This is a genomic window from Variovorax sp. EL159 (assembly GCF_900100965.1).
In the GTDB taxonomy this organism is placed as follows: domain Bacteria; phylum Pseudomonadota; class Gammaproteobacteria; order Burkholderiales; family Burkholderiaceae_C; genus Variovorax.
In genome coordinates this window covers 515,803-534,960 of the sequence record NZ_FMUJ01000005.1, presented here as the reverse complement: position 1 = coordinate 534,960, position 19,158 = coordinate 515,803, and the positions used below count along the sequence as shown (strand labels likewise).

18 protein-coding genes are annotated in these 19,158 nt (G+C 67.1%); 11 read left to right on the top strand and 7 right to left on the bottom strand.

What is annotated here, in order from left to right; translation table 11 throughout:
* Positions 1 to 70: 70 nt before the first annotated feature.
* Positions 71 to 1,009 (top strand): substrate binding domain-containing protein, encoded by a 939-nt coding sequence (locus tag BLQ28_RS23435; RefSeq protein ID WP_093245128.1) that lies wholly within the window; start codon positions 71 to 73, stop codon positions 1,007 to 1,009.
* Between the two features lie 87 nt (positions 1,010 to 1,096).
* Here the strand turns inward: BLQ28_RS23435 and BLQ28_RS23430 are convergent, their stop codons facing one another.
* Both BLQ28_RS23430 and glmS read right to left on the bottom strand, forming a co-directional pair.
* Positions 1,097 to 1,393, bottom strand: a complete 297-nt coding sequence (locus BLQ28_RS23430; RefSeq protein WP_093245126.1) for a hypothetical protein — start codon at positions 1,391 to 1,393, stop codon at positions 1,097 to 1,099.
* Positions 1,394 to 1,500: 107 nt separating this feature from the next.
* Positions 1,501 to 3,381, bottom strand: a complete 1,881-nt coding sequence (glmS, locus tag BLQ28_RS23425; protein ID WP_093245123.1) for a glutamine--fructose-6-phosphate transaminase (isomerizing) — start codon at positions 3,379 to 3,381, stop codon at positions 1,501 to 1,503.
* Positions 3,382 to 3,518: 137 nt separating this feature from the next.
* Between glmS and BLQ28_RS23420 the strand changes: the two genes are divergently transcribed.
* Entirely contained in the window at positions 3,519 to 4,001 is a 483-nt protein-coding gene (locus BLQ28_RS23420) for an Lrp/AsnC family transcriptional regulator (RefSeq protein WP_093245121.1), read from the top strand.
* A gap of 20 nt (positions 4,002 to 4,021) precedes the next feature.
* Here BLQ28_RS23420 and glmU read toward each other — a convergent pair whose 3' ends face one another.
* The gene (glmU, locus tag BLQ28_RS23415; protein ID WP_093245118.1) at positions 4,022 to 5,449 is read right to left on the bottom strand and encodes a bifunctional UDP-N-acetylglucosamine diphosphorylase/glucosamine-1-phosphate N-acetyltransferase GlmU; all 1,428 of its coding nucleotides are present in this window, start codon (positions 5,447 to 5,449) and stop codon (positions 4,022 to 4,024) included.
* Here glmU and BLQ28_RS23410 point away from each other — a divergent pair.
* Entirely contained in the window at positions 5,448 to 6,335 is an 888-nt protein-coding gene (locus tag BLQ28_RS23410; protein WP_256327425.1) for a DUF6279 family lipoprotein, read from the top strand. The two genes, glmU and BLQ28_RS23410, sit on opposite strands and share 2 nt — an antisense overlap.
* 22 nt (positions 6,336 to 6,357) lie before the next feature.
* Here the strand turns inward: BLQ28_RS23410 and BLQ28_RS23405 are convergent, their stop codons facing one another.
* Positions 6,358 to 7,128 (bottom strand): Crp/Fnr family transcriptional regulator, encoded by a 771-nt coding sequence (locus tag BLQ28_RS23405; RefSeq protein ID WP_256327424.1) that lies wholly within the window; start codon positions 7,126 to 7,128, stop codon positions 6,358 to 6,360.
* Positions 7,129 to 7,221: 93 nt separating this feature from the next.
* Between BLQ28_RS23405 and BLQ28_RS23400 the strand changes: the two genes are divergently transcribed.
* On the top strand, positions 7,222 to 7,629 hold the full coding sequence (locus tag BLQ28_RS23400) for a BLUF domain-containing protein (protein ID WP_093245113.1): 408 nt from the start codon (positions 7,222 to 7,224) through the stop codon (positions 7,627 to 7,629).
* 55 nt (positions 7,630 to 7,684) lie between these two features.
* Here the strand turns inward: BLQ28_RS23400 and BLQ28_RS23395 are convergent, their stop codons facing one another.
* Entirely contained in the window at positions 7,685 to 8,005 is a 321-nt protein-coding gene (locus BLQ28_RS23395; protein ID WP_093245110.1) for a DUF2917 domain-containing protein, read from the bottom strand.
* A gap of 174 nt (positions 8,006 to 8,179) precedes the next feature.
* Here BLQ28_RS23395 and BLQ28_RS23390 point away from each other — a divergent pair, with 174 nt between their 5' ends.
* A complete protein-coding gene (locus tag BLQ28_RS23390) occupies positions 8,180 to 9,163 on the top strand; it encodes a LysR substrate-binding domain-containing protein (protein ID WP_093245108.1) in 984 nt (327 codons plus the stop codon).
* Between the two features lie 74 nt (positions 9,164 to 9,237).
* Here the strand turns inward: BLQ28_RS23390 and BLQ28_RS23385 are convergent, their stop codons facing one another.
* A complete protein-coding gene (locus tag BLQ28_RS23385; protein WP_093245105.1) occupies positions 9,238 to 9,855 on the bottom strand; it encodes a 5-formyltetrahydrofolate cyclo-ligase in 618 nt (205 codons plus the stop codon).
* A gap of 9 nt (positions 9,856 to 9,864) precedes the next feature.
* Between BLQ28_RS23385 and BLQ28_RS23380 the strand changes: the two genes are divergently transcribed.
* Positions 9,865 to 11,895, top strand: coding sequence for a lytic transglycosylase domain-containing protein (locus BLQ28_RS23380; protein WP_093245103.1), 2,031 nt, complete (start codon positions 9,865 to 9,867; stop codon positions 11,893 to 11,895).
* Positions 11,896 to 12,091: 196 nt separating this feature from the next.
* Positions 12,092 to 12,775 (top strand): glutathione S-transferase family protein, encoded by a 684-nt coding sequence (locus tag BLQ28_RS23375; protein WP_093245100.1) that lies wholly within the window; start codon positions 12,092 to 12,094, stop codon positions 12,773 to 12,775.
* 37 nt (positions 12,776 to 12,812) lie between these two features.
* Here BLQ28_RS23375 and BLQ28_RS23370 read toward each other — a convergent pair whose 3' ends face one another.
* A complete protein-coding gene (locus tag BLQ28_RS23370) occupies positions 12,813 to 13,538 on the bottom strand; it encodes an OmpW/AlkL family protein (protein ID WP_093245098.1) in 726 nt (241 codons plus the stop codon).
* A 198-nt stretch (positions 13,539 to 13,736) separates the two neighbouring features.
* Here BLQ28_RS23370 and BLQ28_RS23365 point away from each other — a divergent pair, with 198 nt between their 5' ends.
* The 4 genes from BLQ28_RS23365 to otsA all read left to right on the top strand — a co-directional run bounded on the left by BLQ28_RS23365 (position 13,737) and on the right by otsA (position 19,152).
* Entirely contained in the window at positions 13,737 to 14,906 is a 1,170-nt protein-coding gene (locus BLQ28_RS23365; protein WP_093245095.1) for a multifunctional CCA addition/repair protein, read from the top strand.
* Positions 14,907 to 15,026: 120 nt separating this feature from the next.
* Complete coding sequence (otsB, locus tag BLQ28_RS23360) at positions 15,027 to 15,851, top strand: trehalose-phosphatase (RefSeq protein ID WP_256327423.1); 825 nt, start codon at positions 15,027 to 15,029, stop codon at positions 15,849 to 15,851.
* Positions 15,848 to 17,770 carry a glycoside hydrolase family 15 protein gene (locus BLQ28_RS23355; protein WP_093245092.1) on the top strand — a complete coding sequence of 641 codons (1,923 nt, stop codon included), beginning with the start codon at positions 15,848 to 15,850 and terminating at the stop codon, positions 17,768 to 17,770. Before otsB ends, BLQ28_RS23355 begins: the two co-directional genes overlap by 4 nt.
* Positions 17,767 to 19,152, top strand: a complete 1,386-nt coding sequence (gene otsA / locus BLQ28_RS23350) for an alpha,alpha-trehalose-phosphate synthase (UDP-forming) (protein WP_093245090.1) — start codon at positions 17,767 to 17,769, stop codon at positions 19,150 to 19,152. Before BLQ28_RS23355 ends, otsA begins: the two co-directional genes overlap by 4 nt.
* The last annotated feature ends 6 nt before the right edge of the window (positions 19,153 to 19,158 follow it).

Sequence of the window (19,158 nt, the reverse complement as noted above, 5' to 3'; positions counted from 1 at the left end):
CAGTCTGTCGATGCGCGTCGCTTTTGAGAATTGATGTCAAACTTGAACCATCTTCAACCTTGCATGAAAGATGGCGACCGATCGTCTGGGTGACATGCGGCTCTTTGCCGAGGCTGCGTCGGCAGGCAGCCTGTCTGCGGCCGGCCGCAAGCTGGGACTGTCGCCGGCGGCAGCCAGCGCGCGGCTGGCAAGGCTCGAGGCCGCGTTGCTTGCCAAGCTGTTCGATCGCACCTCGCGGCAGCTGCAACTGACGGATGAGGGGCACACCTACCTCGCGCACTGCACCGCAGCGCTGAAGATCATCGACGATGCGCAAGCCGAGTTGCAGGCCGGCCAAGGCGTTGTGCGGGGCAAGCTCCGGATTTCCGCGTCGACGGACTTCGGCCGGCATCTGCTCGATCGATGGCTCGATGCCTTCATCGATGCACACCCGGAGGTCAGGGTTTCATTGACGCTGACCGACTCCCTGTCGAATCTTCATCAGGACAAGGTCGACCTGGCGATCCGTTTCGGAGAACCCGAGAGCAGCGCCCTGGTTGCGCGACGCCTGGCGCCCAACTGCCGTGTGCTGTGCGCCTCGCCCGAGTATGTGGAACGCCACGGCGCGCCGAGCACGCCGGAAGATCTCGAACACCATCGCTTCATCGTGTTGGTCACGGGCTCAGGACCTCTCAACGAATTCCACTTCGCCAAAGGCGAGCAGACCTGGCAATACACGGTCCCGATGGCCGATGCCTGGGAGAGCAACGATGGTGGCCTGGTGCGCACCTGGACGCTGGCAGGGCGCGGTATCGCACGCAAGACGATCTGGGATGCGGCTGAAGATGTCCGCGCCGGCAGGCTTCGAATCCTGCTGCCTGAATACGTGGCACGCGAGTCGGGTGTCTACGCCATTCGGCACAACACCCGGTACATGGCGCCGCGCGTTCGGGCGTTGCTGGACTTTCTGATCGAGCAGTTTGCGCGCGAGGCGGTGGCGCTGCGGGATGTCCTGCCACACGCGGAATAGCGACAGAAACCGGGGCGATTCGCGGAGCCCATGCCGCCGGCGAAAGCGGCCTTGATCCGCAGAGGGGTCAGTGCCGCAACGCGCCCATCACTCGCGAACCAGTTGGACGTATCGCCAGATGCCCCAGATGGCTCCGAAGGCGATGCCGATTCCCACGCTCCAGCCTGCCGACAGACCCAATCCGAATGTCAGGAACAGCATCAGTCCGGCGCTGACCAATGCGATGAAAGTCATCGTGATGAAGTCGAAGCGCGCGACCTCGAACGTGTCTTCGGCAACGCTGCGATCGCGAGTGCCATGCTTGCGGCGCAGGCCCCTGAACAGCACGACATCAAGCACGAAATCGAAGAAGCCGATGAAAAGGTCGGCCAGGATGCTCCACATGCGGATGCTCCATTTGCGGTGACACCCTGGGTCGTCGATGCTCTCGTGATGGTCCGATCGGGGTGGAGCGGCGGATCATGTCTAAATGTTACCGCGCTTCCGCCGCCTCACTCCACCGTCACGCTCTTCGCCAGGTTGCGCGGCTTGTCCACATCGGTCCCGCGCGCGCATGCCGTGTGATACGCCAGCAGCTGCAGCGGCACCACGTGCAGGATCGGCGAGAGCGCGCCGTAGTGCTCGGGCATGCGGATCACGTGCAGGCCTTCGCTGCTCTTGATCTTGGTGTCGCCGTCGGCCAGCACGTACAGCACACCGCCACGCGCGCGCACTTCCTGCAGGTTGCTCTTGAGCTTTTCGAGCAGCGCATCGTTCGGCGCCACCGCCACCACGGGCATCTCGCTCGTGACCAGCGCGAGCGGGCCGTGCTTGAGTTCACCGGCCGCATAAGCCTCGGCGTGGATGTAGGTCACTTCCTTGAGCTTGAGCGCGCCTTCGAGCGCGATCGGGTAGTGCAGCCCACGGCCCAGGAACAGCGCGTTGTCCTTGCGCGCGAAGTCTTCGGCCCAGCCGATGATCTGCGGCTCGAGCGCGAGCACCGATTGCAGCGCGACGGGCAGGTGGCGCATTTCCTTCAGGTAGCGCGCTTCGTCGGCATCGCTCAGGCGGCCCTTGGCCTGCGCAATGGCGAGCGTAAGCAGGAACAGCCCGGCCAATTGCGTGGTGAAGGCCTTGGTCGATGCCACGCCGATCTCGACGCCGGCGCGCGTGATGTACGCCAGCTTGCACTCGCGCACCATCGCGCTGGTGGCGACGTTGCAGATGGTCAGGGTCTGTTCCATGCCGAGCGAACGCGCATGCTTCAGCGCGGCGAGCGTGTCGGCCGTTTCGCCCGACTGGCTGATGGTGACCACCAGCGTCTTCGGATCGGGCACGGAGTCGCGGTAGCGGTATTCGCTCGCGATCTCGACCTGCGTTGAAATCTTCGCGATGCCTTCGAGCCAGTACTTGGCGGTGCAGCCGCTGTAGTAGCTGGTGCCGCAGGCCAGGATGAGGATCTTGTCGATGTCCTGGAACACACGGTGCGCGCTCGCGCCCGTCGCGCCGTCTTGCCCCACGCCGTCGAACAGCTCGGGCACGATGCCTTCCACGCCTTCGAGCGTGTCGCCGATGGCGCGCGGCTGCTCGAAGATTTCCTTTTGCATGTAGTGGCGGTAGGGGCCGAGTTCGGCCGCGCCGCTGTGCGCGTGCACGGTGCGCACCTGGCGAGTGACGGGCTTGTGGTTCTTGTCGACGATCCAGTACTTGCCCGGTTGCACGTCGACCACGTCGCCTTCTTCCAGATAGATGATCTGGTCGGTCACGCCGGCCAGGGCCATCGCGTCGCTGGCCAGGAAGTTCTCGGCGCCGTCCTTGCCTGCACCGAGGATCAACGGCGAGCCGGCGCGCGCGCCGACCACGCGCTGCGGCTCGTCGCGGCAGATCACGGCAATGGCGTAGGCGCCGTGCAGTTGCAGCACCGCGGCCTTCACGGCCTCGAACAGGTCGCCGTCGTAGAGGCTGTCGACCAGGTGCGCGATGACCTCGGTGTCGGTCTGGCTCTCGAACACGTAGCCCTTGGCTTCGAGCGCGGCGCGCAGGGTTTCGTGGTTTTCGATGATGCCGTTGTGCACGAGCGCGATGCGACCGGGGCGTGCGCCCTGCGCATCGGCGCCGGGACCGTGGCTGAAATGCGGATGCGCGTTGTGCACTGCCGGCGCGCCGTGCGTGGCCCAGCGCGTGTGGGCGATGCCGGTCAGGCCCTCGACCTTGTCGTCGCGCACCTGCGTGACGAGATCGGCCACGCGGGAGGTGGTGCGCGCCCGCGTCAGGCCGCCGGCATGCACCGCCACGCCGCACGAGTCATAGCCGCGGTATTCGAGCCGCTGAAGGCCCTGGACCAGGACCGGAACGATGTTGCGATGGGACGCTGCCCCGACGATGCCGCACATGGTGATCTGCCTTTGAATGAAGAAGGACTCGATGGTAGGAAGGCATCAAAGAAATATGTATTCAAAATCTCAATAGATTTGGACTTTTATTCCTTGAGTTTGGTGATTTGGATTTTTCTTCCATAATTTCATTAAATATGGAATCAATCTCCCTGGATTCAATCGACCTTCGGCTGCTGGACGCGCTTCAGCGCGATGCGTCACAGACCAACCAGCGCCTGGCCGCCGAGGTCGGCATTTCCCCGCCCACCTGCCTGCGCCGGGTGCAGCGCCTGCGCGAAGAAGGGTTGATCGAGCGCCAGGTCGCGCTGCTCTCGCCCGGCCGGCTGGCCACGGCATTGGGTCACGGCCTGCAGGCCGTGATCGAAATCTCGCTGGACCGGCAGGACACCGGCTCGCTCGACACCTTCGAGACCCGCGTGATCGCCGACGACGCGGTGCAGCAGTGCTGGCGCGTGTCGCCGGGGCCGGACTTCGTGCTGGTGGTGGCAGCGCGCGACATGCTGGACTACGCCGCGCTCACGCAGCGCCTGTTCACGGCCGATGCGAATGTGCGCAACGTCAAGGCCTTCTTCAGCCTCAAGCGCGCCAAGTTCGAGCCCAGGCTGCCGCTGGGCTGACGCCTTTTCCGACGCTCTTTTCAGGCCTTGGGTTTCTTCTGCGGCCGCTTCCAGTTGGGGAAGCTCACCGGCTTGCTGCGCGCCACGGTCAGCGCACCGGGCTCGGTCGACTTGTTGATCGTCGAGCCGCCACCGATGGTGCCGCCCGCGCCGAGCGTGATCGGCGCCACCAGCACGCAGTTGCTGCCCACGTGCACGTCGGCTTCGATCACCGTGCGGTGCTTGTTGGCACCGTCGTAGTTGGCAGTGATGCTGCCCGCGCCGTAGTTGACGCGCTCGCCCACGGTGGCATCGCCTAGGTAGGCCAGGTGGTTGGCCTTGGCGCCGGCCGCGAGCGTCGAGTTCTTGACCTCGACGAAGTTGCCGATGTGCACCTCGGCGCCGAGCTGCGCACCGGGCCGCAGCCGCGCGAAGGGGCCGATGAGCGCCCCTTCGCCGACCGTCACGCCGGCCTTCTCGCCTTCGATGTGAGTGAACGGATGGATCACCGCGCCGGCCTCGATGCGCGCATTGGCAATCACGCAGTTGGCACCGATGCGCACGCCTTCGCCCAGCGACACCGTGCCTTCGAAGATGCAGTTGACGTCGATCTCCACATCGGTCGCGCATTCGAGCGTGCCGCGCAGGTCGAAGCGCGCCGGATCGGCCAGGCGCACACCCTGCTCCATCAGCGCATTCGCCTGGCGCAATTGCCATGCGCGCTCGAGCGCCGCGAGCTGGGCCGGGCTGTTGATGCCGGCCACCTGCAGCGCATCGGTGGTGATGTGCGCCACCACCGGCACGCCATCGGCCGAGGCCAGCTTGACGACGTCGGTCAGGTAGTACTCGCCCTGCGCATTGCGGTTGTCCAGCCGCGCGAGCCAGCCCTTGAGCAGGTGTGCCGGCACGGCCATCACGCCGCTGTAGATCTCGCGCACGGCGCGCTGTGCTTCGGTGGCGTCCTTGTGCTCGACGACGGCGGTCACTTCGCCTTGCCCCGCCGCGCGGATCACGCGGCCGTAGCCGGTCGGGTCGTCGAATTCGATGGTCAGCAGTGCCAGGCGCTGGCCGGCGCTGGCGGCGATCAGGGCGCGCAGGGTGTCTTCGCCGATCAGCGGCACGTCGCCGGAGAGCACGACCACCGTGCCGTCGTCCGGCAGCAGCGGCGCGGCCTGTTGCACCGCGTGACCGGTGCCGAGCTGCGGCTCCTGCCGGGCAAAGCGCAGCGTCGAACCCTCGATGCCGCCGGCCATGGCGGCCTCGACCTCGGCGGCGCCGTGGCCGGTCACCATCACCACATGGCGTGCGCCGATGCGCGCGGCGGTGGCGGCCACATGCGCCAGCAGCGCGCGGCCACCCAATCGATGCAACACTTTGGGCAGTCTGCTCTTCATGCGCGTGCCCTTGCCGGCCGCCATGATGACGACGTCGACCGGTCCCAGGTTGTCTTGTTGCGGAGTCTGATTCATGCGTTTTTCTTCCCGAATGCGTTGCGCGGAACTGGCGCGGATTATCGGCGTGCTGCTGCTGGCCGCCGCCCTCGGGGCCTGCAGCGCGATCAAGCTGGCCTACAACAACCTGCCCGAGCTGAGCTACTGGTGGCTCGACGGCTACCTCGATTTCGATGGCACGCAGACGCCCAAGGTGCGCGACGAGCTGGCACAGCTGCTGGCCTGGCACCGCCAGAACGAGCTGCCCCGGGTCGCCGCGCTGCTGCAGGAAGCGCAGACGCTGGCGGCCGGCGAGGTGACGCCCGCGCAGGCCTGCGCGATGGCCGACCAGATCCGCGAACGCCTGCTGGCCGTGACCGACCGTGCCGAGCAGGCCGGCACCGAACTCGCGCTGAGCCTGACCGACGCGCAGTTGCAGCAACTGGAGCGCAAGTACGCGAAGAACAACGCCACCTACCGCAAGGAGTGGCTGGACCGCACGCCGGCCCAGGTGCAGGAAAAGCGCTACGACCAGTTCCTCGACCGCACCGAAGACTTCTATGGCCGATTGACGACGGAGCAGCGCGACCTGTTGAAGCAGCAGGTCGCGCAGTCGGTGTTCAACCCGCAACTGGCGGATGCCGAGCGCCGCAAGCGCCAGCAGGAGGCGCTGGCGCTGTTGCGCGGCTTCAGCGCCAACAAGCCGTCGCCGGCCGAGGCGCGCGCCGCGCTCCATGCGTACATCCAGCGCATCGCCGATCCGCCGCCCGGCCCTTGGCGCGACCAGCAGCAGGCGCTGCTTCAGGAAGGCTGCCGCAACACGGCGGCGATGCACAACGGCACCAGCGCCAGCCAGCGCGAGCAGGCGGTGCGCCGGCTGCAGGCCTACCAGAACGACCTGCGCCAGCTGATGGCCTCACGCTGACCGGCTGGCGCCGGGCGCCAGATCAGATCAATGGCGTGGGGCGCAGGGGACGCTCGAAGTAGTCGCCCAGCGTTTCGAGCGCATGCGGCTCCAGGATGCGCAGCCAGCCCGCATCGAGCTTGTAGAGCCCCAGGCGCTGCAGCCGCCGCAGCGTCTTGTTGGTGTGCACCAGCGAGAGCCCAAGCGCATCGGCGATGTGCTGCTGGTTGAACGGAAACTCGACCCAGCCGTCGCGCACCATGCCCACGCGGTCGGCGCGCCGATACAGGTGCATCAGCAGCATGGCCACGCGCTCGCCGGCATTGCGCCGGCCGGTGGTGACGAGGTTGTCGTCGACCATCTTTTCTTCGCGGGCGGCGAGCCAGGTGATGTCGTAGCCGAGCTTGGGCTGGGCATGGAACAGCGGCCAGAGCCGGTCGCGCGAGAAGGCGCAGAGCGAGGCGTCGGTCACTGCCTCGACGCCGTGGGTCTGGCCTTCCGCGAACTCGTCCTGCAGGCCGATGAAGTCGCCGGGCAGCAAGAAGCTCAGGATCTGCCGCCGGCCGTCGCTCAGGGTCTTGTAGCGAAAGGCCCACCCCGCATAAAGCGTGAAGAGCTGCGGGCTCGGCCGGTGCTCGTCGACGATCGACCCACCCGCCTCGACACGCCGGATGCCGGTGCGAAACGACTGGATGGTCTTGAGCTCTTCATCGGACGCTGGAAGAAAGGCGTCGAGCCGGCGCAATGCGCAACCGTCGCAGGGATTGATGCCCTGCGGAGGGGATGCGGCCACGGGGTAGTCCTCGAATTTCACGCGTCACTATAGGCTTTTCGCCTGTGTCTTTTGACATTTCGCCGAGGCCCGGGGCTGCCTAGACTTCGCACCGTTTCTCCCCCTCCAACACGCATGACAGAAGAATCCACGCCGCTCTACGAAGTCCTTTACTGCAGCACGCTCGCGCAGGACCTGCCGCCGACCACCGTGGGCACCATCGCCAGCCAGGCGCGGGTGCGCAACGCCGAACTGGGCATCACGGGCCTGCTGGTCTTCGACGGCATGCGTTTCTGCCAGCACCTGGAGGGCCCGCACGATGCCGTCGACCAACTCATGCAGCGCATCGCGCAAGACCCGCGGCATGTCGGCGTGCGCGTGGCCTACGAAGCCCCGCTGGCAAGCCGCCGTTACACCGGCTTCGGCATGGGCCTGGCCGAATGCGAAGGCCCCGACCTGATGGCCGGCGTGCATGCGCTGGACGGCAAGGTCGCCCTGGGCCACTTCCTGGCGCTGCTGCCCAGCTTCGACATCAACGGCTGAAAAACGAAAAAAGCGGCCGAAGCCGCTTTTTTTGCCATGGGAGGGATCCGGACGATCAGACCTGATCCCAGGCGTAGGTCGCGCCGTAGCCGTCCCACGCTTCCATGACGATGCGTTGGCCCGCGGCCACCGTCAGCGATTCGCCGGGTGCGAGCACCAGGTCTTCGCTGGGGTTCTTCAGGGTTGCATCGGGCGTGACCCACACCCGGCCCTGCTTGACCCGCAGTACGCTGTTCGTGCGCGCCTTCAGGCTCATCGCCTCGCCGGGCGCGATCTGCCATGCACCGCGACGGACGGCCGGCGGAATGGCGGCGGTGGTGCGGGCGGAAACGGGCAGCGAAGCGAGCGATGGGGTGGTGCAGACGGCGGTGGACATGATGAGGACTCCTGGGCTTGACCGAAGCGCATGACAAACAGAAGGCAATGGCGCGGTTCGGGAATGAATGATCGTTTCTCTGGCGTTGGCAGTCCAATGAAAAGGAGGTAGCCTACTGATGCGGGTTCCGCATCAATCACTCCAAACGCCAAACCGCCCCCTTTGGTCATACCCATGCAACATTCACAAACCCACCTGCGCTCCCGCCCGATCTCGGCGGGCCACCTGCGCGCCTTCGAGGCCGTGGCCCGGCACCTGAATTTCCGCGCCGCGGCCGAAGAAATGGCACTGACCCAGTCGGCCGTGAGCCGCCAGATCCAGTCGCTCGAAGAAGAAGTGGGCGTGGGCCTGTTCCTGCGCCACACGCGGGCCGTGGAGCTGACGAGCGCGGGGGCGCAGCTGCTGCTGGCGGTGCAGCAGTCGCTGCCGCGCATCGACAACGCCGTGCGCCAGATCCGCCAGAGCGCGGGGCGCAAGAGCGTGTCGCTGACCACTTTTGCCTCTTTCGCGTCGATGTGGCTCATTCCGCGGCTGGAGGCCTTCCAGCGCGACAACCCCGAGATCGACATCCGCATCGACGCCAGCGACGTGGCGGTCGACCTCGAAGTCGCCGACGTCGACATCGCCCTGCGCTACGGCCCGCCCGAGGTCATGCCGGCCACCGCCGTGCGCCTGTTCGGCGAAACGCTGACGCCGGTGGCCAGCCCCTGGCTGCTCAAGAGCAGCCCGCCGATCAAGACGCCCGCCGACATCACCCGCTTCACGCTGATCGAGGCCGGCGACGCCCACCGCACGCACCTGGAATGGCTGACCTGGCGCCGCTGGTTCGAGGTGAACGGGCTGGAGCGTGCCCAGCCCAAGCGCTGGCTCTATTTCAACTACGCCTACCAGATGGTGCAGGCCGCGCTTACCGGGCAAGGCGTGACGCTGGCACGCAGCTCGCTCATCGCCGAAAGCCTGGCCAACGGCGACCTGGTCGAGGTGCTGCCGCAGCACCGCATGGATTCACCGATGGCCTACTGGCTCATCGCCGGACCGCGCAACGCACTGCGGCCCGAAATCAAGGCTTTCTGGGACTGGCTGCAGGTCCAGGCCATCACCACGCGCGAGACCATCGGCGAGGTGCCCGACCCGGATACCGTCGACAACATCGACTGAGGCGCTCTGCGGCCGCCGCCGGGCCGCGCCTCCCCCTTGGAGGGTGGAGTTACACGAAGTGAAAAGCCGGGGGCTCAAGACGTTGGCCAGACCACGCCGTTGTCGTTGAGGATCGCGTCCAGCGGCATGTCGTGCGCTTCGGGCTCGAAGTCGTCGAGAAAGCCGTTGGTAAAGCCCAGCCCCACCGTGAACGGCCGGGGCTCCAGCGCCGCCAGCGTGCGGTCGTAGAAACCGCCGCCATAGCCCAGCCGGTAGCCGCCCGCGCTGTAGCCCACGCAAGGCACGAACAGCAGGGTCGGCACGATGAGCTCGGTGTCCTTGGGCTTGGGAATGCCGTAGGCGTCTTCTTCCATCTGGCAGCCCGGGTACCAGGCATGGAAGGTCAGGGTCTTGTGAACTTTGTTGATCACCGGCAGTCCGATGCGACGGCGCTGCGGTTCGTCGATGAGTTCGCCGTCTTCCTTCCAGCGATGCAGGGCAGGCAACGGATCGAACTCGCCCTTGATCGGCCAATAGGCGCCGATCACGGTGTCGGGCCGGTTGACCAGCCAGATCCGCATGACACGCTGCAACAGGTCGGCGCGTGTCAGCCGGTCGGGCATGGCCAGGCGTTGTTCGACCAATGCCTTGCGCAGTTGATCCTTCAGAAAACTCGCCGTTGCCGAAGTGTCGGCACCCTTTGACTTGTCCATAATCCCCCGATGCAGTTCCCAAGCATTTTGGCATCCACGCGCCGTCGCCCGCGCAGCGCAACACCCGCTTTGGTTTTTTCCGCTGTCCTGGCCCTCGCCGCGTTGCTTTCACAGCAACCCGCCGCCGCTCAGAACAACACCAATGACGACGTGCTGGTCCAGATGAAACAGGCGTTCCAGCGCGGCGACAAGGCCCGCCTGACGGCCCTGCTGCCACAGGCTCGCGGCCATGCGCTCGAACCTTGGGCCGCCTACTGGGAACTCAAGGCGCGCCTGCAGGAGGCCGACCCGAGCGAGGTGCAGAACTTCTTCGCCCGCTACCCCGGCACCTACCAGGAAGACCGTCTGCGCAACGACTGGCTGCTGCTGCTCGGCCAGCGCCGCGACTGGGACGGCTTCTCGGCCTCCATCGCGGGCTTCCGCATGGGCGACGACGCGCAGGTTCGCTGCTACGCCACGCTGGTCGACACGCTGCGCTCCGGCACGGCCACGCAGGCCCAGGCCGACGAGGTGCGCCGCAACTGGTTCAGCCAGAAAGATTCCGACGACGGCTGCCTGACCGCCGCCGACCGCATGGTCGCCGCCCGCCTGATGTCGCCCAACGATGCCTGGAAGAAGGCCCGCCTGGCCATCGAGGCCAACCGTCCGCAGGCCGCGCGCGGTGCCGTCACCATCGCCGCGCCCGACGCCCTGCCGATGTTCGAGGAGCTCAATGCCAGCTCGGCCAAGTTCCTGACCGGCCGCGCCTTCGTGGCCGCCAAGTCGCGCAAGGAGCTGGTGGTGCTGGCGCTCATCAAGGTCGCCATCGCCGACCCCGAACTGGCCGCCTCGCAGCTCGACAACAAGTGGGGCCCGATGCTCTCTGCGGAAGAGCGCAACTGGATCTGGGGCACCATCGGCCGCCAGGCCGCCACCAAGCTCTGGCCGCAGGCCGGCACCTATTTCGCCAACGTCACCAAGAACAGCGACCTGTCGGACGACATGCTCGGCTGGCGCGTGCGCGCCGCGCTGCGTGCCGGCCAATGGAAAGAGGTGCTGCCCGCCATCAACGCCATGAGCGAGGCCTCGCAGCAAGACCCCACCTGGGTCTACTGGAAGGCCCGTGCGCTGGCAGGTACCGGCGGCGACGAGCGCCGCGCCCAGGCCCGCGACCTCTACCAGAGCATCGCCGGCTCACGCGGCTTCTACGAAATGCTGGCGCTCGAAGAGTTGGGCCAGCGCACAGTCGCGCCCACGCGCCCCGCGCCGCTCACCCCCGAAGAAAAAGCCACCGCGCGCAGCAACCTCGCACTCAACCGCGGCCTGTACGCCATCGCGATCGGCCTGCGCTCCGAAGGCACGCGCGAATGGAACTACGCCACCAACCTGCACGACAAGGGCGGCATGGACGACCGCGCGCTGCTAGCCGCCGCCGACTTCGCCTGCCAGCGCGAGGTGTGGGACCGCTGCATCAACACCAGCGAGCGCACCAAGGGCGTGGTCGATGTCGACCAGCGCTTTCCGATGCCCTTCCACGACACGGTGCTGCGCAAGGCGCAGGACATCGGCCTCGATCCGGCCTACGTCTACGGCCTGATCCGCCAGGAAAGCCGCTTCATCATGGACGCGCGCTCCGGCGTCGGCGCCTCGGGCCTGATGCAGGTCATGCCCGCCACCGCGCGCTGGACGGCCCGCAAGATCGGCCTGACCGACTTCTCGCCCAGCCAGATCAACGACCGCGAAACCAACATCACCATCGGCACCAACTACCTGAAGCTGGCGCTCGACGACTTCGACGGCTCCATGGCGCTGGCCGCCGCCGCCTACAACGCCGGCCCCGGCCGTCCGCGCAGCTGGCGCAACGGCCCGGTGATCGAGGCCGCCATCTGGGCCGAGAACGTGCCCTTCAGCGAAACCCGCGACTACGTGAAGAAGGTGCTGGCCAACACCACCAACTACGCAGCCATCATCAGCGGCCGTCCGCAGTCGCTGAAGGAGCGCCTCGGCCGCGTGGGCCCGCGCGATGCCGCGGAACCGGAACCCAGCAAGGATCTGCCGTAAGCAGAGGCGGCTCGCCTTTCCATCCTTCGCGTTGCGTGATTGGGGCGTAGTCCGGAAGCGCGGTCACATGCGCGCCGAATGGGCGCCGTCACCGAGCCATTCATGGGCATCAATTCGCGCGCGCTTCGGCATCAATGGCGGCGCGCGGCCGAGCTAGCATCAAGGGCTTTGAGTCGCAACGAACCGGAGGCCCCTGATGCGCAAGCTCTATATCGGCAACAAGAATTACTCGTCGTGGTCCATGCGCCCCTGGGTGCTCATGAAGCAGGCCGGCATCGCCTTCGAGGAAGTGATGGTGCGCTTCGACTCCTTCGAGGCCACGTCGAAGTTCAAGGGCACCATCGGCACGCTCAACCCCGTGGCCAAGGTGCCGGTGCTGGTGGATGGCGACCTGGTGATCTGGGACACGCTCGCCATCGCCGAGTACCTCGCCGAGACCTTCCCCGACAAGCAGCTGTGGCCCGCGAAGGCGGCCGATCGCGCCCGCGCACGCAGCGTCTGCGCCGAAATGCATTCCGGCTTCGGCGGCCTGCGCGGCCACTGCGGCATGAACATCGAGGCTTCGCTGCCCGAAGTCGGCGCAAAGCTGCTGCGCGAACAGCCCGAGGTGGGCAGCGACCTGGCGCGCATCGTGCAGATGTGGACCGGCCTGCTCGACGCGCACGGCGGCCCGATGCTCTTCGGCGAATTCGGCATTGCCGACGCCTACTTCGCGCCCATCGGCACGCGCATCAAGACTTACGGATTGCCGGTGCCGGCGCCCATCACGGCCTACATCGAGCGTGTGCAGGCACTGCCGGGCATCAAGGCCTGGATCGACGGCGCACTGGCGGAAAAAGACTTCCTGCAATTCGAAGAGCCTTACCGCCAGTCGCGTTGAATGCGAACGGCGGCAAGGCTTTCGGAGCAGGGCCGGATCAGAACCGGTAGGTGGCCGACACGTAGGTGACGATCGGGTTCAGCTTCAGGCTGGCTTCGCTGTTGGCAACTGGGAAGCCGGTGATCGAGGTCGTCGTCAGCTTGGCCTTGGTCTTCAGCGGGATGTACGACACCGAGAACGAGATGCCCCAGTGCTTGTCGAACTGGTAGGCCGCACCGACGTTGATCACGGGGGCGAACGAGCTGTCGAGCTTGGCGGTGGTGTTCACCGACAGCGGCGACTGGTGGAACTGGCTGGCCAGCGCGCCCTGCAGGTTCGACGTCAGGTTCACGTTGCTGTACCAGACGTAGGTGGCGCCCAGGCCCACGAACGGACGGAAAGCGGCGTTGCCGTCATTGAAGAAGTACTTGCCCAGGATGGTCGGGCTCCACTGGCGGGCCTGGCCGAGTTCACCGACGCGCGCCAGCGTGCCGGTGCCGTTGAGCTTGAACTTCGGCGGCACGCCGAACACACCTTCCACCGCCCAATGGCTGTCCAGGAAATAGGTGGCGTTGAGGCCCAGGGTGTCGGAGTTGCTCACGCTGGCGCCCGAGCCGGGCAGCACGCTCTGCACCGGTGCGGTCACGGTCAGCGGCTTGCTCGAATCCTGCGGCGCCAGGTGGAACCAGCCTGCGCCGATCACCAGATCGCCGGCCTGCTGCGCAAACGCACTGCCAGACGCCAATGCGCCCAGAGCGGCCAGCGCAAACATTGTTTTCTTCATGATGTGAATGCTCCTTTGGTTGAAAATCCCGTCGACGCAGCGTGAGGCCGTGGCTGGCGCTGCGTTCGAGCAAACAGAACGAACGTTCGTTCTGTTTGCGGCCGATATTATCGAACGCTCGTTCTATTTAGTGGTTGGGGGTATCCCTATCGCTCACCCCCGGCTAATTCCTCAGCACCCCATCTCTACACTGGGGCCATGAAAATCTTTCTCGTCGGCGGCGCCGTCCGCGACCGGCTGCTCGGGCGGCCCGTATCCGACCACGACTGGCTGGTCGTCGGTGCCACGCCCGAAGAAATGGTGGCCCGGGGCTACCTGCCCGTGGGGCGCGACTTCCCCGTCTTCTTGCACCCCGTGACGCGCGAGGAGTACGCACTCGCGCGCACCGAACGCAAGAGCGCCCCCGGCTACCGCGGCTTCACCGTGCATGCTGCGCCCGATGTCACGCTCGAGCAAGACCTTGCCCGCCGCGACCTGACCGTCAATGCCATCGCACTGCCGGCCGAGCTGGTGGATGCCGATGGCCAATTCGAACCCGACCCCGAAAAACTGGCCGACCCTTTCCATGGCCAGCGCGACCTGCAGGACAAGGTGCTGCGCCACGTGACCGACGCCTTCCGCGAAGACCCGGTGCGCATCCTGCGCGTGGCCCGCTTCGCCGCACGCTTCGACGACTTCACGGTGGCGCCCGAGACCATGGCGCTGATGCGCGAGATGGTCGCGGCTGGCGAAGTCGATGCGCTGGTGGCCGAACGCGTGTGGCAGGAGTTGTCGCGCGGCCTGATGGAAACGCGGCCGTCGCGCATGTTCGAGGTGCTGCGCGAATGCGGCGCGCTCGCCGTGCTGCTGCCCGAAGTCGAGGCCGGCGCGCAGCGCATGAAGATCGTCGACACGGCCGCCCGGCAGCAAGCCTCGCTGGCGGTGCGCTTCGCATGCCTCGCGCACGACCTCGACGAAAGCCCCGGCGTCGCCACGCGGCTGCAGCAGGTCTGCGACCGCTGGCGCGTGCCGGTGGACATCCGCGAACTCGCCGAAGTGGTGGCCCGCGAGCATCTTCACATCCACCGCAGCGGTGAACTCGACGCGGCCCCGCTCGTGCGCCTGCTGGAGCGCTGCGACGCATTCCGCAAGCCCGCGCGCTTTGCCGAGGCGCTACAGGCCTGCGAATGCATCGCACGCGGCCGCCCCGGCCACGAAGAAGCGCCCTACCCGCCGCGTGCGCGGCTGCTCTCGGTGCTGGCGACGGCGGCAGCCGTTCCGACCGACGTCGTCGCGCGCCAGGCGCAACAAGCTGGCGCGACGGGCCCGAAGATCGGCGAAGCCATCCACCAGGCCCGCGTCGAAGCCGTGGCCGCATCGCCGGACTGAAGGCGCCCCGCCGCGCGGTACGCAAGGCACGCGCGGCGTTCACCTCGCGGCACCGGCCGCGAAAGACCTTCGGCTTTGGCCGACACGCGCGCTGCGCAGCCCGTGTTAAGGTTTTTCGCAATGCCAAAGTCCTCCTCCGGCAACGCTCAGTTGCCTCCTTCGCCGGGCCGGGACGCCGCCCTTTTCCTTGACTTCGACGGCACGCTGGTGGGGCTCGCGCCCACGCCAGAGGCCATCGAGATTCCGCCTGCCCTCGTCCCCCTGCTCACCGATCTGCGCGACCTGCTCGGCGGCGCGCTGGCCGTGGTGTCGGGTCGGCAGATCGATGCCATCGACCGCTTCCTCGCACCGCTGCGCCTGCCGGCCGCCGGCGAACACGGCGTGCAGCGCCGCGATGCCGAAGGCCACATGCAGGAACAGGGTGCGCCCGATCTCCTGCCCATCCTCGACATCGCCAACGAACTGGCGCGTGTGCACGAAGGCCTGCTGGTCGAGCGCAAGCACGCCGCCATCGCGCTGCATTACCGGCTCGCGCCGCAGCTCGAAGCCGTGTGCCGCGACGCCATGTCGCGCGCCATCCAGGGACACCCGGCGCTCGAACTCATGCACGGCAAGTTCGTGTTCGAGGTCAAGCCCGCGGGCGTCAACAAGGGCATCGCCATCGAGGCCTTCATGAAAGAGGCACCCTTCGCGGGCCGCATGCCGTTCTTCGCGGGCGACGACACCACCGACGAGAGCGGTTTCGCCGTCGTGCAGCCGCGCGGCGGTGTCGCCATCAAGGTCGGCAGCGGGCCCAGCCTGGCGCTGCACCGCCTCGAATCGCCGCGCGCGGTTTACGAATGGCTGGTGCAGGCACGCGACGTGCTGGCTGCACCTCACACCCCAACGCCCCCGATTCCCCCGACGACCCCGACCACCGAAAAATCCCCGAGGAGCCCTGGATGAGCGAACAACCACTGTCGAAGGCCCCCGAAGCGCATGCCGGCAACGCACTCGCCGGCGCGGCCGGGCCCGACGACCGCGCACCGGTCGACGTGAAGGCCGCCGCAGCCCCCGGACCGCGCGGCTTTGCGCCGCCGGCCGAGCCGTCGCTCAACGTCGGGGTGATCGGCAACTGCGCCTACAGCGCGCTCATCGATGCGCGCGGCCGTGCTGTCTGGTGTTGCCTGCCGCGCTTCGATGGCGACCCGGTGTTCAACGCGCTGCTGCATCCCGGCGAAGGCGCGGGTGCCTGGAGCATCGACATCGAGGACTTCGCCGAAGCCAAGCAGTGGTACGAGCCGAACACCGCCGTGCTGCGCACGCAGCTCTTCGACACCGCCGGCCAGGGCATCGAGATCACCGACTTCGCGCCGCGCTTCTACAGCCGCTCGCGCTACTTCCGCCCGCTGATGATGGTGCGCCGCGTGCGGCCGATTGCCGGCGCGCCGCGCATCCGCGTGTCGCTCGATCCGCGCTTCCAGTGGGGCGCCTCGGCGCCGGTCGAAGTGACGCGCGGCAGCAACCACATCCGCTACGTCGGGCCCGACCTCACGCTGCGCCTGAACACCGACGCATCGATCTCGCACATCCTTGCGGAGCAGCCCTTCGTGATCTCGCGCGAGTACAACTTCATGTTCGGCGTGGACGAGACGCTGCTCGACGGCATCGCCGACACGGCGCGCCGCTTCGAGCAGGAGACCATCGCCTACTGGCGCACCTGGAGCAAGCGCCTCGCGATTCCCTTCGAGTACCAGGACGCGGTGATTCGCGCGGCCATCACGCTCAAGCTCTCGCTGTACGAAGACACCGGCGCCATCGTGGCCGCCATGACCACGAGCATCCCCGAGGCGCCCGGCAGCCAGCGCAATTGGGACTACCGCTACTGCTGGCTGCGCGATGCCTTCTTCGTGGTGCGCGCGCTCAATTCGCTGAGCGAAGTCGGCACCATGGAAGACTATCTGCGCTGGCTCGCCAACGTGGTGATCGGCTCGCATGGCGAGCACATCCAGCCGCTGTATGGCATCGGGCTCGAGCGCGAGTTGCCCGAGTCTTTCGTCGAAGGGCTCGACGGCTACCGGGGCATGGGCCCGGTGCGCGTGGGCAACCAGGCGCAGGAGCACTTCCAGCACGACGTGTACGGCAACATCGTGCTCGGCGCGGCGCAGGCCTTCCACGACCACCGCCTGCTGAGCCGCGCGGGGCTGGCGGAGTTTCCGCACCTCGAGGCGGTCGGCGAACAGGCGGTGCGCGTCTACGGCACGCCCGACGCCGGCATGTGGGAGCTGCGCACGCGCGCACGCGTGCACACCAGCTCGGCGCTGATGAGCTGGGCCGCCTGCGACCGGCTCTCGAAGATCGCGCGCGCACTGCAGCTGCCCGATCGCGCGGCCTACTGGCATGGCCACGCCTCGCGCATGAAGGAAGAGATCCTGGCCAAGTCGTGGTGCGAAGAACGCCAGGCCTTCGCCGAAAGCTTCGGCGGCCACGAGCTGGATGCGAGCATCCTGCTGATGGTCGAGGTCGGCCTGATCGATGCGCGCGACCCGCGCTTCATCTCCACCGTCGACGCCATGGAGAAGTCGCTTTGCGATGGCCCCTACATGCGCCGCTACGAAGCGGCCGACGACTTCGGCAAGCCCGAGACCGCCTTCAACATCTGCACCTTCTGGCGCATCGACGCGCTCGCCAAGATCGGCCGCAAGGCCGAGGCGCGGCAGATCTTCGAGACCATGCTGGCCGCGCGCAACCCGCTGGGCCTGCTGTCGGAAGACACCCACCCGGTCACCGGTGAGATGTGGGGCAACTTTCCGCAGACCTATTCGATGGTCGGCATCATCAACGCGGCCGTGCGCCTGTCCGCGCCCTGGGATTCGTGCATATGAGCCGGCTCGTCGTCATTTCCAACCGCGTGGCCGATCCACGCAAGCCGGCAGCCGGCGGGCTGGCCGTCGCGCTGGGTGAATCGCTGCAGCAAAGCGGCGGCCTGTGGTTCGGCTGGAGCGGCCAGATCATCGAAGGCGGCCCGACGGGCGAAGGCGAACTGCACAGGCAGCAGGCCGGCAAGGTCACGCTCGCCACCCTCGACCTGAGCCGCGAAGACCACGACAGCTACTACCTGGGCTACAGCAACGACGTGCTGTGGCCGGTGTTCCACAACCGCCTCGACCTTGCGCACTTCGATGCCGGCTTCATCGGCGGCTACCGGCGCGTGAACCAGCTGTTCGCGCGCAAGCTGCTGCCGCTGCTGAAAGACGATGACATCATCTGGATCCACGACTACCACCTGATGCCGCTGGCCGCCGAGCTGCGCGCCATGGGCTGCAGGCAGCGCATCGGTTTCTTTTTGCACATTCCGCTGCCGCCGCAGATCATCATCGCGGCCATTCCGCAGCACGAATGGCTGATGCGTTCGCTGTTCTCGTACGACCTGATCGGCTTCCAGGCCCAGCAGGACGTGCAGCACTTCGAGCACTACGTGCGCAACGAGGCCCACGGCGAGTACCTGGGCAACGACATGTACCGCGCCTACGGGCAGACGGTGCGTTGCAGCGCCTTCCCGATCGGCATCGACGTCGACGAGTTCGCGGCGCTCACGCATGCGAAGGAATCGCGCGACATGTACGAGACCATGAAGCGCGAGTACTCGCAGCGCCGGCTGCTGCTGGGCATCGACCGGCTCGACTATTCCAAGGGCATCCCGCAGCGCGTGCGCGCGTTCCGCGAGCTGCTGGCGCACTACCCCGAGAACCGGCGCAGCGCCACGCTGATCCAGATCGCCTCGCCCACGCGCGAGACGGTCGATGCGTACGCCGACATCCGGCGCGAGCTCGAATCGCTGTGCGGCGCCATCAACGGCGACTACGGCGAACTCGACTGGATGCCGGTGCGCTACATCCACCGCATGGTGGCCCGCAAGCGCGTGCCGGGCCTGTGCCGCGCGGCGGCCGTGGGGCTGGTGACGCCATTGCGCGACGGCATGAACCTGGTCGCCAAGGAGTACATCGCGGCGCAGGACCCGGCCGACCCCGGTGTGCTGGTGCTGTCGCGCTTTGCCGGCGCGGCCGAGCAGCTGAAAGAGGCGCTGCTGGTGAACCCGTACGACACGCACGGCACGGCCGAGACCGTGCAGCAGGCGCTGCAGATGCCGCTGGAAGAGCGGCGCGAGCGGCACCAGAAGCTGCTGTCGCGCATCCGCGAGCAGGACATCCACTGGTGGCGGCGCTGCTTCCTCGACGCGCTGCGCGAAGCGGCGAGCGAGCGCTAGCCGCCG